Genomic DNA, 13233 nt, shown 5'->3' with positions numbered 1-13233 from the left:
GCCGCTTCCGTCTGGATGGCATTCGCCTGGGGTGTACGTTTCACGGGTCCGGGCGCGGGAACGGGTGCGAGGTCCGCCTTGCGCCGATGTGTCCCGCGTCGGGTGTTTCCCGCGAAGGGGAAGCGGTCTGTCCGTGCCGGACGTGTTTCGCGAGTGGGCTTTCCCGCAACGGGAGAGAGGGCTCGCCGGGACCGTTCGTGTCGGAGAGATCGCATGCGGCGCGTCGCGCCGCTGCGATGCCCTTCGTGTCGTGGTTCGTGCCGCGTTCATGCGACGCACCATCCAGGCAGCGTGCTCCAGGGCGCGCGTCTTCCGGTCGCCTCCGGTCGCCGATGACAGTCGGGGCGAGGTCAAATGGCAAGTCAGGATCACGAATCCGATGCGGCGCCGGCGCGCGCGTCGCTGGTGAACGATCCCAAGGTCCGCAGCCTGTTCTATCAGGTGCTGCTCGTCGTGGTGATCGCGGCGCTTGGATACTTCATCGTCACCAATACCGTCGCCAACCTGGAGCGGCAGAACATCGCTTCGGGCTGGGGGTTCGTCAACAACACCGCCGGTTTCGGCATCATCCAGTCGCTGGTCGACTACTCGGAAACCTCGACCTATGGCACTGCGCTGTTCGTCGGGTTTCTCAACACGTTGCTGGTCGCGGTGATCGGCATCTCGCTGGCCACTGTGGTCGGTTTCATCGTCGGCATCGCGCGCTTGTCGAACAACTTCATCATCAAGCAGCTGGCCTATTGGTACGTCGAGATCGTTCGCAATGTGCCGCTGCTGCTCCAGATCTTCTTCTGGTATTTCGCCGTGCTGCGGGCCGTGCCGGGCAAGCGCGAGAAGTGGTCGCTGTTCGACACCTTCCACCTCAACATCGCGGGTCTGCGCGCGCCCAAGCCGGTCTTCGAGAGCGGATCGTCGCTTGTGGTGATGGCGCTGATCGTCGCGCTCGGTGCGACCTTCGTCATCCGCTCCTGGGCGCGCAAGCGACAGGAGGCCACCGGCGAGCCGTTCCCCGTGTTTCTGACCGCACTCGGCCTGATCCTCGGGCTTCCGCTGGTCGCCTATTTCCTCTCCGGCATGCCGATTTCGCTTGAGCATCCGGTGTTCATCGAGACCGGTCCGGTGTTCCGGCAGGGCTTCGAGATCGGCGTCGGCATCAACCTGATTCCGGAGTTCCTCGCGCTGACGCTGGCGCTGGCGATCTACACCGCGGGCTTCATCGCGGAGATCGTGCGCGCCGGCATCCTGGCGGTGAGCCACGGGCAGACGGAGGCCGCGCATGCGCTCGGCCTGCGCAACGGGCAGACCCTGCGCCTCGTCGTCATTCCCCAGGCGATGCGCGTGATCATTCCGCCGCTGACCAGCCAGTATCTGAACCTGACGAAGAACTCGTCGCTGGCGGTCGCGATTGCCTTTCCCGACCTGGTGTCGGTCGGCGGCACGGTGCTCAACCAGACCGGTCAGGCGGTGGAGATCATCGCGATCTGGATGACCATCTATCTCTCGCTCAGCCTTGCCACGTCGGCCTTCATGAACTGGTACAACCAGCGCATGGCGCTCGTGGAACGATAAGGGGCGGACCATGGCAAACGCTGACGTCTTTCACATCCGAACCGAAGAGGCGCCGACGCTGCCGGCGCCGGTCTCCACGACCGGCGCCCTCGGCTGGATGCGCGATAATCTCTTCTCCTCGATCGGCAACACGATCCTGACCCTGATCGGGCTGTTCCTGCTCTACTCGATCATCGCGCCGATCATCCAGTTCGCGTTCATCGACGCGGTCTGGACCGGCGAGGACCGGACCGCCTGTCTGCCGCCGCCCGGCGAGGCGGCGGGGGCCTGCTGGGCCTATGTCGATGCCTATCTGCCGCAGTTCATCTACGGCCGCTATCCGGTGGAGGAACGCTATCGGGTCGACATCGTCTATGCGCTCTTCGCCCTTCTGCTCGTGCCGCTCGCCATTCCGAGCGTGCCGTTCAAGCGGACCAATGCGCTGCTGTTCCTGGTGGCGTTCCCGATCGTCGCCTACTTCCTGCTCACCGGGCTCACCTTCGGCGACACGGTGGTGCTTCCGATCGTGGAAACCGCGCAGTGGGGCGGGCTGCTGGTCACGCTGGTGATCGCGGTGACGGGCATCGTCGCCTCGCTGCCCATCGGCATCGCGCTGGCGCTTGGGCGGCGGTCGACCATGCCGGCGATCCGGCTGGTCTGCGTGATCTTCATCGAGTTCTGGCGCGGCGTGCCGCTGATCACCGTGCTGTTCATGTCCTCGGTGATGCTGCCGCTGTTCCTGCCCGAGGGGGTGACCTTCGACAAGCTGCTGCGCGTGCTGATCGGCGTGACGCTGTTTTCCTCCGCCTATATGGCGGAGGTGGTGCGCGGCGGGTTGCAGGCGATCCCCAAGGGCCAATACGAGGGCGCGATGGCGCTGGGGCTGCGGTTCTGGCCGATGATGTATCTGGTCATCCTGCCGCAGGCGCTGAAGCTCGTCATTCCCGGCATCGTCAACACCTTCATCGGGCTGTTCAAGGACACCACGCTGGTGCTGATCGTCGGCATGTTCGACCTGCTGGGCCAGATCCAGTCGTCGTTCACCGATCCGACCTGGGCGACGCCGAGCCAGGGCCATACCGGCTATCTGTTCGCGGCGACGATCTTCTTCCTCTTCTGCTTCGGCATGTCGCGCTACTCCATCTACATGGAGAAGCGGCTGCACACCGGGCACAAACGCTAGCGACCCCCGGGCGCGGCCCCGGCCGGGGCGCGTCCGGTCCGACCCTTTTGTGGAGTTTCGAGGATGACCGAGATGAGTGAAAACGCCGTCGATCTCGAGAGCGTGCCCGTCAACCGGGCGAAGATGCAGATCTCCGACACGGACGTGGCGATCGAGATCACCAACATGAACAAGTGGTACGGGGATTTCCACGTGCTGCGCGACATCAACCTCAAGGTCATGCGCGGCGAGCGCATCGTGATCTGCGGGCCCTCCGGGTCCGGCAAGTCGACGATGATCCGCTGCATCAACCGGCTGGAGGAGCACCAGAAGGGGCAGATCGTCGTCGACGGGATCGAGCTGACCGACGATTTGAAGAAGATCGACGAGATCCGCCGGGAGGTGGGCATGTGCTTCCAGCACTTCAACCTGTTCCCGCATCTCACCATTCTGGAGAACTGCACGCTCGCCCCGATCTGGGTGCGCAAGATGCCCAAGGCCAAGGCCGAGGAAGTCGCCATGCACTATCTGGAGCGGGTGAAGATCCCCGAGCAGGCGTTGAAATACCCGGGGCAGCTGTCCGGCGGCCAGCAGCAGCGCGTGGCGATCGCCCGCTCGCTGTGCATGAACCCGAAGATCATGCTCTTCGACGAGCCGACCTCGGCGCTCGATCCGGAGATGATCAAGGAAGTGCTGGACGTGATGGTCAACCTCGCGGAAGAGGGCATGACCATGCTGTGCGTCACGCACGAGATGGGCTTTGCCCGTCAGGTGGCCAACCGGGTGATTTTCATGGATCAGGGGCAGATCGTGGAGCAGAACGAGCCGGAGCCGTTCTTCACCAGCCCGCAGCACGAGCGCACCAAGGAATTCCTCAGCCAGATCCTGCACTAAAGGGGCTGGCGCCGGGCAGGCCGTGGCGCGGATGTCGCCGGCGGGGACGGCCCGAACCAATGACGAAAGGCGGCGCCGGTTTCGCCCCCGGCGCCGCCTTTTCATATCCGCGTGCTTTCTTCGGCCCCGGGTCGGGTCCGTGCTCTTGCGGGCGCTCCGCAGCCGACCGCTGCTCAGGCCGCCTGAAGGCGGTCCATGACGATCTTGAACACGTCCACCGGCCGGTAGGGATAGTCGATGTAGCCGTCGATGCCGGTTTCCAGCAGGCCGGTGCGCTGGTCCGCCGTCAGGTTCGGGGGCGCGAGCAGAACGACCTTGCCATGGGCCGGGCGGATCTGCGTGCTCGTCACATATTGCAGGTAGTAGTGCACGACCTTGCTGTAGAGCAGCAGGAGGATGTCGTGGCCGTCGACCGCCAGTTTCTTGCGGGCGAGCGTATCTTCCGGCACCAGCGTGATCTCGCAGCCCAACTCGTCGAGGGCGGCGCGGATGGGCTCGGTGATCTTCGGGTAAGCGCTCACGATTGCGACACGCAACGGCCCCTTGTGATGCGGGGTCAGGTGCCGGATCGCCTTCTCGATCTTGAGAAGCTGTTCCTTGTGGGCGTGGTCGATGCGGTCGACCTCCTTCAGGCGCGCTTCCACCGTGGCGAGAAGCATGTCGAAGTCGAGGGGTTTCGTCAGATAGTCGTCGGCGCCCAGTTTCTTGCCCCGGATGATGTCCTCGCGGGTGGCGAGCGCGGTCAGGAAGATGAAGGGCACGCGGCTGAGGGCGGGCAGCTTTTCCCGGACATGGGCCAGCAGCTCCGGACCGCTCATGCGCGGCATCATGATGTCGCACAGAATGAGGTCCGGCGTGACCTGCCGCAGCTGGTCGAGCGCCGCCTGACCGTCGGCGGCGGGAATGGCCTCATAGCCCGCGTCTTCCAGTTCCTCCACGAGGTCCTGCAACAGCAGCGGTTCGTCTTCGATGCACAGGATCCTGGCGGCTTTCTTCATTGCGCGACCTCCTTTTCGACGGGCCGGTTTTCCGGGTCCTCTGGCAGAGCGGGCCCGCCGGTCTCCGCCTCGTTCCGGCTGTGCGGAATGCGGATCTCGACGGTCGTCGCCTTGCCGACCTCGCTGTAGACGTTCAGACGGCCGCCGTGTCCGGACACGATCATGTCCGTCATGTGCAGCCCGATCCCGGTGCCGGGAATGCCGCTCGCCGTCGAGGCGCGGTAGTAGCGCCGGAAGATCTTCGGGATTTCCTTCTTGGGGATGCCGACGCCCGTGTCCTCGATCCGGATGACGGCGAAGCGCCCGTCGGTGAAGCCGTGAATGCGCACCCGCTCCTGGCCGGGCGAATATTTGACGGCGTTCGAAATCAGGTTGTCGAGGCTCTGCTCGATCAGCTTGGCGTCGATGGTGGCCATTTCCGGCAGATCGGCGATGTCGAGATCGAGCCGATGTGTCTCGCAGACCTTCTGACGGTGCTCGCAGACCGCCTCGACCAGCGGTCGCAGGGGCGTGCGGACGGGCGAGATTTCCAGCATGCCGGACTGTCCCTGCGAAAAGCTCAGGAAGCGGTTGATGAGATACTGCATGCGGTCGACCGACTGGCGGATGTTGCCGAGCCGCGCGGTCAGGGTCTCGGCGTCGACTGCCGGCGCGCCCGCATCCGTGCCCGCCTTGTCGAGGCGGCGCTGCAGACGCTGGGCGTTGCTCGCGATGATCGCCAGCGGCGTGCGGAACTCGTGCGAGGCCATCGACACGAACTCGCGCTGCAACTCGTTGATCTTCTGTTCGTTGCGCAGCAGCTTGACGAGCTTGTCGGCATGGCGCTGCAGGACGCGGTGCTGCTTCTTGAAGGCGGTGACGTCGGTGAGTTTGTAGGTCAGCGTTCCGTCGGCGCCGATGGGGCGGCGGCTCACCCGATACCAGGTCTCGCGGCCGAAGCGGAACTCGCAGGGGATTTCGGGGTCCGTGTCGAGGCCCTCCAGCGCCTCGGCCAGACCGGGCGGGCCTGAGGTCTCGAAGACCTCCAGAATGTTGGCGCCCTCGAGCTCCGGACGCTCCGGGGTCCTGAACAGCCGCTTGAAGGTGCCGTTGGCGAGAACGATGGTGCCGCGCTCGTCGACAATGGCGAGCCCGTCGCGCACCGCGTTCACGGCGTTGAAGAGCAGGTCGCGGCCGCGCCGCAGTTCGGCCGAGCGCTCCTCCAGACGGTGTTCCAGCACGTGGCGTGCCTCTTCCGCCGCGTCTTCATGGCGCCGGGCTTCGGTGATGTCGGAGTAGAAGGTGACGAAGCCGCCGTCCTGGGTCGGCGTTCCCTGCACGCGCAGCACGGTTCCCGCATGATCGCGGCGCTCGAAGTCGAACGGACGGCGCGCGCGCACCCGGGCAAGGCCGGCCTCCACATGGGTCCGCGGGTCGCCGGGGCCGAAATCGCCGCGTTCGGCGGCGAAGCGGAGCAGGTCGGCGAGCGTGGGCATCGCGGCGACCAGGTCGGCCGGCAGACCGAGCAGGCGGACGGCCGTCTCGTTGGCCAGCACCAGCCGAAGATCGGAATCGACGATCATCAGGCCCTGATGCGCCGTGCCCAGCAGGTTCCCGAGAACCCTGTCCTGGGAGAGGTCTTGTCTGATGTAATGCTGCACGCGATCCGTCCTTTTGAGGCGAACGCTACGTCGCATCGATGAACAAAATCGGAATCGTGCGGGGGTATTCGTAGAATTGGAGAATGAAGCGTTACAGGAATTGCATGTGCCGTAACGTGAGCTTTCTCGCCGGGCGATCCGGGCGCAGTTGTCCCGGCCCAATCGTCTGGCAAGACGTTGAGAAAGCCGTCAGGTCAAGCCGTTTGGCCCGGAAGTCGGGCCCGGACGTGCCGTTACTGCATCCAGTGCAAATGGCCGGATGAAACGGGCTTGCCTTTCCGACTGCCGGCCGGCGCGTCGCGCGACCGTTGGGGATCAACTGCCGGTCACGGCGGCGAGAGGCGCGCGCGTACGGGCGCCCTTGCGCGCGCCATGGGCCCAGAAATAGGACTGCCGCTCCTCGGTCGGCGTGCAGCCGTAGCGCTCGCGGTAGCATTTGGTGAAATGCGACGTGGAGGCAAAGCCGCAGGCGATGGCCACGTCGAGCACGGCCCGGTTCGTGCGACGCAGGAGGTCCCGCGCGGTTTCCAGCCGCAGCTTCAGGTAATACTGGCCGGGCGTGCAGTCGAAGTGGCGGCGGAACAGCCGCTCGAGCTGGCGCGGGCTCAGGCTCACCGTCATGGCGAGCTGCTGGCAGGAGAGGGGATCCTCGATATGCAGGTCCATGATGCGGATGGCATCGAGGATCTTGACGTTGGAGATGCCGGTGCGGCTTTCCAGATCGTGGCGCTGCGCGCTCTCGCCGGAGCGCATGTTCTGGTAGAGCGCGACTTCGGCGACCTCATGCGCCAGATAGGCGCCGTGCTGGATCGCGATCACGCGCAGCATCATGTCGAGCGCCGCCATGCCGCCGGCGCAGGTGATGCAGTTGCGGTCGATGGCGAAGAGATCGCCGGACACATCCACATCCGGGAACTCCTCGCGGAAGGAGCGCAGGTTCTCCCAGTGGATGGTGCAGCGCCGGCCCTCCAGAAGATTGAAGCGCGCCAGCACATAGGAGCCGGTGCACACGGCGCCGTAGGTGCGCCCGCGCGCGTTCAGCCGGCGCAGCTTGGTGCCCAGTTCGCGCGGCAGGAAAACCCGCTCCACGTCGACGCCCGAGCAGATCAGCGTGATGTCGGCGTCGTCCAGATCCGCGATCGATCCGTCGACGGAAATCCGGCAGCCGTTGCTCGCCTGGACCGCGTTGCCGTCGAGCGAATAGGTCTTCCACCGATAGTGATCCTCGCCCAGCACCCGGTTGGCGAGCCGGATCGGTTCGATCGTGGAGGTGTAGGCGATCAGCGAAAACTGATCGAGAACGATGATGGCGATCGACTGGACGTCGCTGGAAGCGTGTGCCGACATGCGCTGTGCCCGCGTTCAAGTGTTCCGGAAGGGTCGTTTCTATTTTCCGAAAATCCTGATCCTCGTCACCGGGCCTGTCAAATAAAAACATTCTTCAATACTGGAAAAATCAAATCACGCATTGCGATATCAAGTAATACTGAATTAAATATTGTATTTCTTCGTTGTGCGGCGCACCTTTCATGAAAATGTCTTCTGGATCGGTTGTCGGCATGGCCCGCGCAGCGTCGTCGCGCGTCCGCCAAGGGCATGCGCGAACCGATAGACGTTGGGGAAAATTTGTGCGCGTGCCGGGATGTCTCCCGGATTTCTAAAGAATTGGCAGACGCGATGCGCGAATTCAGCGAGGCGGGCCCGCTCTATTCCGGTGCGTCGCCGATCGACTGAAACCGTGCCTCTTGCGATTAAGTCCCCGGTAATTCAAGCGGTTGCACCGTGACGACGCAGACGGGCCCGCACCGGGCCCGCGTCCTGCCGTCCGAAACCACGAGAGCGCATGTCCAGGGGCCAGGCCGCCCGCTTCGCAGAACGCACCGCGTTCGAGCGTCACTATGTCAAGCATCTGTCGGAGAACGCGAATCCCGTCGCCATTCTGGCCTTCAATGCGACCCCGCCGGTCAAACGCAAGTTCCCGGCCGGCGCGCGCGGGGCCTATCGGGCGGACGGACACTATATCGTCGCGCCGGCCCGCTTCGAGGCGATGCCCGACGGGGCCATCTGGGTCGGCGTCTTCGCGCATGAAATGGGACATGCGATCGATCTGCACGGGCGGCCGGCCGACCAGGGCGGCCGCTCGATCTGGCTTGCCCCGGCGATTCGCCGGGATCGCGACCGGATCGGCGAGCGTTGGGTCGCGGCGCGGTCGCGCGTCGCTGGGGAGGGGCGGGAGATGCCGGAGTTTCCGCCGGCGGCGCATGCATGTCTGCTGGCGCTGATCGCCGACCGGCGGGAGGCCCGTCGCGTCGCCCGGCAGTGGCGCGCCGGACGCATGGAAGAGGCGCTGGCCGCGCTGATCCGCGCCCGGCGGGGGGCGCCGGCGGGGCGGTCTCCGGCGTGCGATCCGCGGCTCCAGATCTACGGGTTCGCCGTGGTCGGCGCCTTCATCGGCGCGGTCTACGATCTGGCGCGCGGCAGCGGTCCGCCGCGGGCCTATTATCGGAGGTTCCGGCATCTGGGAACACCGACGCTCACGATCGCACATGCGGCCGAGGCTTTCGCCAACGCCTATGTCGCCGATGTTCTGGAGGGCACGGAATTGCTGTCGTTTCTGGTGCGCACCGCTGCACCCCACACACACGCCGCCTACCGCGTCCTGCTGGCGCGGATCGCCGCCCGGCACGACGGGGCGACGTGACGAGGGCGGTTGATCGCGTTGGTTCCGCACCAGATCTTCGCCGAGTTTTTCGTCGGCGTGGGCGGGGCGCTTTTGTCCTTTAGGTCAGGTCGGCATAGCGATCTAACCCATATTCATAAATCAATTTGTCGTACTGACGAACGATCTTTGAGTAATCCTTAGCGCCTCGCGTATTGCCTGAGGCGAGGGCCTCTTGCTCCATCTGAAAAGCAGTTTCTCGCTGTTTCAAGACGTTTTGGCCGAATTCTTCTCGGGTCGGCAGCCGTTCAAGTTGCTGCATGATTCCTCCTTATGCTTACCCCTAAGCATATAGGAAGCCGGGTCGACATTCGATACCTTGTCAATCAGGCTTGATTTCAAACTGGGACACTATCGAAAAAGCCTATCCGTCTGGTTCACTTGAACCAGAGGCCGTTCCGTATATTCAGTATAAGTCGTTGAAAAGAATGGTGGGCGATACTGGGATTGAACCAGTGACCTTTCCGGTGTGAACGGAACGCTCTCCCGCTGAGCTAATCGCCCGTAGCCTGTCGGCCGGTGAGGGGTATCTAAAGGAAGCCTCCCGGCTCCGCAAGTCCCGTGGCGCAGTTTTTCACACGCTTCGCGGCGCCGGGATGCCGGTGGGCGTCTCGACGGGTTGCACTGCGCGAGATGTTCGTTCTTTGCGCGATTAATCGATTGGCAATGGCCCCATGCGATCCTCGCGCTCCATTGAGGGGCAGGGAGCGCCTGCGGGTGCGGCAAGGTGCGGGAGACCGTGTCGTGGAGGGGACTGAGACCACGCATGCGGATTGAACGGGATTTTCCGCCGGTCGCGAAAACCGGCGTGCGGCCGATGGAGCCGCGTGACGTCGAGGCGGTGGCCACGATGTTCCTGTCTGTGTTTCGCGGCGGCAAGCGTCGCGCCTGCGGGGATCTCGTCGACTATCTGTCGGAGTTCTGCTTCGGCAGTCCCGTATTGAATCGCGACAACGGCAGCATCGTCTACGAAGCCTCCGACGGACGGATACGGGCCGCCCTCATCGGCGTGCCGATGCGCTTTCGCGTGAGCGGCGAGAGCGTGGCCGCGCGCCTCTTGTGCTCCTTCATGGCCGACGGCCAGCAGGGTTTGCGCGGGGCCGCCGCGCTCCACAAGCATCTGCGCAGCTCGCACTACGATCTTCTGTTCTCCGACACCGCCGTTCCCAGGAGCGCGCGCCACTGGGAGGCCCTGAAGGGCGGGGTGCTGCCCGTGGAAAGCCTGGAATGGCGGCGCGTCTTCCGCCCGTCCGCGCATCTGCTCCATCGCACGCGGCGCAGGTGGTCCGGCCCGGGCGGAGCGGTGGTGCGGCAGGTGTCGCGCCTGCCCGCGGCGCTGGCCGACGGTGTGTTCCGCCGGGCCGCCGGGCCGGCCCGCGCGGCCGAAACGCTGTCGCTGCGCGCGGTCGATGCGGCGGCCTTCGCGGAGGCGGCACACGCATTCCTGAAACGTTTCGAAGTGTATCCCGACTGGCAATGCGCCGAGTTCGGATGGATCGCGACCATGGCGGCGCGCAACCATCGCCGCGGACAGCTGTCGTTCGCGCTGGCGGAGACGGCGGCCGGCGGCATCAAGGCGGCCTATGCCTATTACGCAAAGCCCGAGGGGCCGGCCTGGGTGCTGAACCTCTTGTGCGCGCCCGGAGACGAGGCGGCGGCGGTGGAGGCCTTGCTCGTGCGTCTCGATGCGGAGGGTCACACGATGGCGCACGGCATGGCGCAGCAGTTCCTGCTCGCGGCCCTCCAGGTGCAGCCGCACATGGGCTTTCGCCACAGAGGATATTTTCTCTATGCGTCGGTCGACGACGGACTGCGGGAGGCGGTCGAGTCGGGCCGCTTCTACGCCGGCGGCCTGGCGTCCGAGAGCTGGTCGCGTCTCGTCAACGACTTCTGACCGCCGACACCGGGTTGCGCAAAACGTGCAGGCGGCGACCGCTTCATGCCTCGGTTTTTCTTCGATCGTTTGCCGGGCCGGGTCGCAATGCCTGCGAGATCTCGCCGTTCGCTTGCCCGATGGAGCAGACGCCGCCGGTGTCAGGCCGTGTCGGCGCTCTGACAGCTTGGGTTCGACCGGGCAGAATTCGCAGTCCCTGCGGATCCAGGTGTATTACTTGTTCTGTTTGTTTTTATTGCCGTGCGTCTTGATTCAGAAGAACGCAGGAAACCCTTTTGTTACGAATCTCCTCTAGGTGAGTTTCAAAGGAATTCACTGTGCCGCTACGGAACTCGGGCGAAACCCGAGCCGGCCCCTGGAGGTCTTGCAAAAATGTCGATGTCTCGCTCTCGAACCCCGGGTCGCGGCTTGATGAGCCGTATACTCGCGGCCGCGACGCTCGTCGTGGTCATCGTTTTCGCCGGTTTCGCCTTCTACAACGATACGACCAAGCGAATGGAAGCCTCCAGAAAGGTCGATGAAACGCTTTCGTTTCTGGGCAAGGCAATGGCGCGGGGCGTCGACAATTGGCTCGGCAGCCGCGTCCTGTTGACGCAAGCAGCCGCGCAATCCCTCCGGGACCTCGAAAACGAGGCGATACGGCCGCAGAGCTTCGACCTTCCCGCGCTCGTCGAGACGTTCGATCTGACCTACTACGGAACCGAGGCGGGCAAGATGATCGCCTGGCCGGACATCGAGTTGCCGGAAGGCTACGATCCCCGACAGCGGCCCTGGTACAAGGCCGCGGCCGAAGCGGGTGGGCCAACCCTCACCGAGCCCTACATGGACGCCAGTTCCGGCGGGCTGACGGTGACCGTTGCCGTGCCGCGTTTCGTGGACGGAGCGCTCGTCGGCGTTGTCGGAAGCGACTTCGCCATCGATACGGTGCGCCAGATGCTGGTGGACTCCGATCTGGGTGACCTCGGGCACCTGTTCATCGTCGATGGCAAGGGCAAGATTCTCATCCATCCGGAGGCGGACCAGATTTCGCGGACCCTCGCGGAGAGTTTCCCGGACGGCGATCTCGCCCTTTCGGATGCGCTTCAGTCGGCGGTCCGCGTCGATGGCAGCGAAAGGCTGCTGCGTTTCGAGCCAATTCCCGGTCTGCCGGGCGTGGACTGGCATGTTGGCATGTCCATTGATCGCGGCGTTGCCTTTGCCGAAGTCACGGATTTCCGCAGGACCGTGCTGATCGCGGCCGGGATCGCGATCGTCGTGATGATCGGGACGCTTGGAACCGTCTTCCGGCAGCTGCTCGCGCGACCCCTTGCGCAGGTCACGCACTCCATGAGCCGCATTGCCGATGGCGATCTCGAGACGGTCGTTCCCGGTCTGGCGCGGAGTGACGAAATCGGCGCCATCGCCTCTGCTGTCGCGGTGTTCAAGGAGAATGCCGTCGAACGTCGCCGGCTTCATGCGGAGCAGGAGGCGGAACAGGCGGCCAAACAGCGACGGGTGGAAGCCGTCGAGCGACTCATCGAGCAGTTCGGAGCGGATGTCGGCAGTGCACTGGAGGAAGTCCGCCGTGCGACCGAGGAGGTCGAGAAGACGGCGGAACAGCTGACCGGCACTTCGCAGGCGAGTTCGGAAGGCGTTTCGACCGCAGCCGCAGCGTCCGAGGAGGCTGCTGTCAATGTCCGGTCCGTCGCGGCCGCCTCGGAAGAACTGACCTCATCGATCGCCGAAATCGCCAGCCGCGTGAGCGCGTCGAACAAGATCACCAACCGAGCCTCGACGGCGGCGGCAGAGACCAACGAGACCGTGAAGAGCCTCGTTGCAACGACCGACAAGATCAGCCAGATCGTCAAGCTCATCAATGACATCGCGGCGCAGACAAACCTCCTTGCGCTGAATGCGACGATCGAGGCGGCGCGCGCCGGCGAGGCGGGCAAGGGCTTCGCGGTGGTTGCCTCCGAGGTCAAGACGCTCGCCAATCAGACCGCTTCGGCGACGGAGGAAATCGCGACCCAGATCCAGGCCATGCAGACCGTTTCGGGTCAGGCGGCGATGGCGATCGAGGGGATCAGCTCGGTGATCGGCGAAATGTCGGCGATTTCGTCCGAAATCGCGGCGGCGGTGGAGCAGCAAAGCGCCGCCACCGGCGAGATCTCGAGGAATGTGCATGAGGTCGCCGCGGGAACGCAGGATGTCTCGCAAACGCTGGCACAGGTCTCGGAAGGCGCCACCGATACCGGAAGAAGCGCCCGTGTCCTGCTGACCGCGTCGACGGCCTTGTCGGGGCAGGCCAGCGAGCTGCGTTCGCGGGTCACGGATTTCCTCACGCAGATCCGCGCCGCCTGACCGGCTTTCAAGCGGCGATACCGAACGAAGGGCAGGGG

General features: G+C 64.7%; 10 protein-coding genes and 1 tRNA gene. 6 read left to right on the top strand and 5 right to left on the bottom strand.

From position 1 onward, the window contains the following. Window positions 1-354 precede the first annotated feature (354 nt). From ABL312_RS08530 to ABL312_RS08520, 3 genes are all read left to right on the top strand, one after another. Window positions 355-1569 (top strand): amino acid ABC transporter permease, encoded by a 1215-nt coding sequence (locus tag ABL312_RS08530; RefSeq protein ID WP_349360958.1) that lies wholly within the window; start codon window positions 355-357, stop codon window positions 1567-1569. Between the two features lie 10 nt (window positions 1570-1579). Next, entirely contained in the window at window positions 1580-2731 is a 1152-nt protein-coding gene (locus ABL312_RS08525; protein WP_349360957.1) for an amino acid ABC transporter permease, read from the top strand. Window positions 2732-2803: 72 nt separating this feature from the next. Beyond that, entirely contained in the window at window positions 2804-3604 is an 801-nt protein-coding gene (locus ABL312_RS08520; RefSeq protein ID WP_349360956.1) for an amino acid ABC transporter ATP-binding protein, read from the top strand. 173 nt (window positions 3605-3777) lie between these two features. Here ABL312_RS08520 and ABL312_RS08515 read toward each other — a convergent pair whose 3' ends face one another. From ABL312_RS08515 to ABL312_RS08505, 3 genes are all read right to left on the bottom strand, one after another. After that, window positions 3778-4602, bottom strand: coding sequence for a response regulator (locus tag ABL312_RS08515; protein ID WP_349360955.1), 825 nt, complete (start codon window positions 4600-4602; stop codon window positions 3778-3780). Then, window positions 4599-6242 (bottom strand): PAS-domain containing protein, encoded by a 1644-nt coding sequence (locus ABL312_RS08510; RefSeq protein ID WP_349360954.1) that lies wholly within the window; start codon window positions 6240-6242, stop codon window positions 4599-4601. The genes ABL312_RS08515 and ABL312_RS08510 overlap by 4 nt, the downstream gene beginning before the upstream one ends. A 315-nt stretch (window positions 6243-6557) precedes the next feature. Continuing rightward, the gene (locus ABL312_RS08505; RefSeq protein WP_349360953.1) at window positions 6558-7589 is read right to left on the bottom strand and encodes a GlxA family transcriptional regulator; all 1032 of its coding nucleotides are present in this window, start codon (window positions 7587-7589) and stop codon (window positions 6558-6560) included. Window positions 7590-8085: 496 nt separating this feature from the next. Here ABL312_RS08505 and ABL312_RS08500 point away from each other — a divergent pair, with 496 nt between their 5' ends. Continuing rightward, complete coding sequence (locus ABL312_RS08500; protein ID WP_349360952.1) at window positions 8086-8943, top strand: hypothetical protein; 858 nt, start codon at window positions 8086-8088, stop codon at window positions 8941-8943. Between the two features lie 79 nt (window positions 8944-9022). Here the strand turns inward: ABL312_RS08500 and ABL312_RS08495 are convergent, their stop codons facing one another. Together ABL312_RS08495 and ABL312_RS08490 are read right to left on the bottom strand one after the other, a co-directional pair. Continuing rightward, entirely contained in the window at window positions 9023-9223 is a 201-nt protein-coding gene (locus ABL312_RS08495; protein WP_349360951.1) for a hypothetical protein, read from the bottom strand. Window positions 9224-9390: 167 nt separating this feature from the next. Continuing rightward, window positions 9391-9465, bottom strand: a tRNA-Val gene (locus ABL312_RS08490). 262 nt (window positions 9466-9727) lie between these two features. Here ABL312_RS08490 and ABL312_RS08485 point away from each other — a divergent pair. Continuing rightward, the gene (locus ABL312_RS08485) at window positions 9728-10855 is read left to right on the top strand and encodes a hypothetical protein (RefSeq protein ID WP_349360950.1); all 1128 of its coding nucleotides are present in this window, start codon (window positions 9728-9730) and stop codon (window positions 10853-10855) included. A gap of 444 nt (window positions 10856-11299) precedes the next feature. Continuing rightward, window positions 11300-13195: a methyl-accepting chemotaxis protein gene (locus ABL312_RS08480; protein WP_349360949.1), complete on the top strand. Its 1896-nt coding sequence runs from the start codon at window positions 11300-11302 to the stop codon at window positions 13193-13195. Window positions 13196-13233: the final 38 nt, after the last annotated feature.

Origin of the sequence: Stappia sp. (assembly GCF_040110915.1) — a bacterium.
In the GTDB taxonomy this organism is placed as follows: Bacteria; Pseudomonadota; Alphaproteobacteria; order Rhizobiales; family Stappiaceae; genus Stappia.
This window is presented reverse-complemented; position numbering and strand designations above follow the sequence as displayed.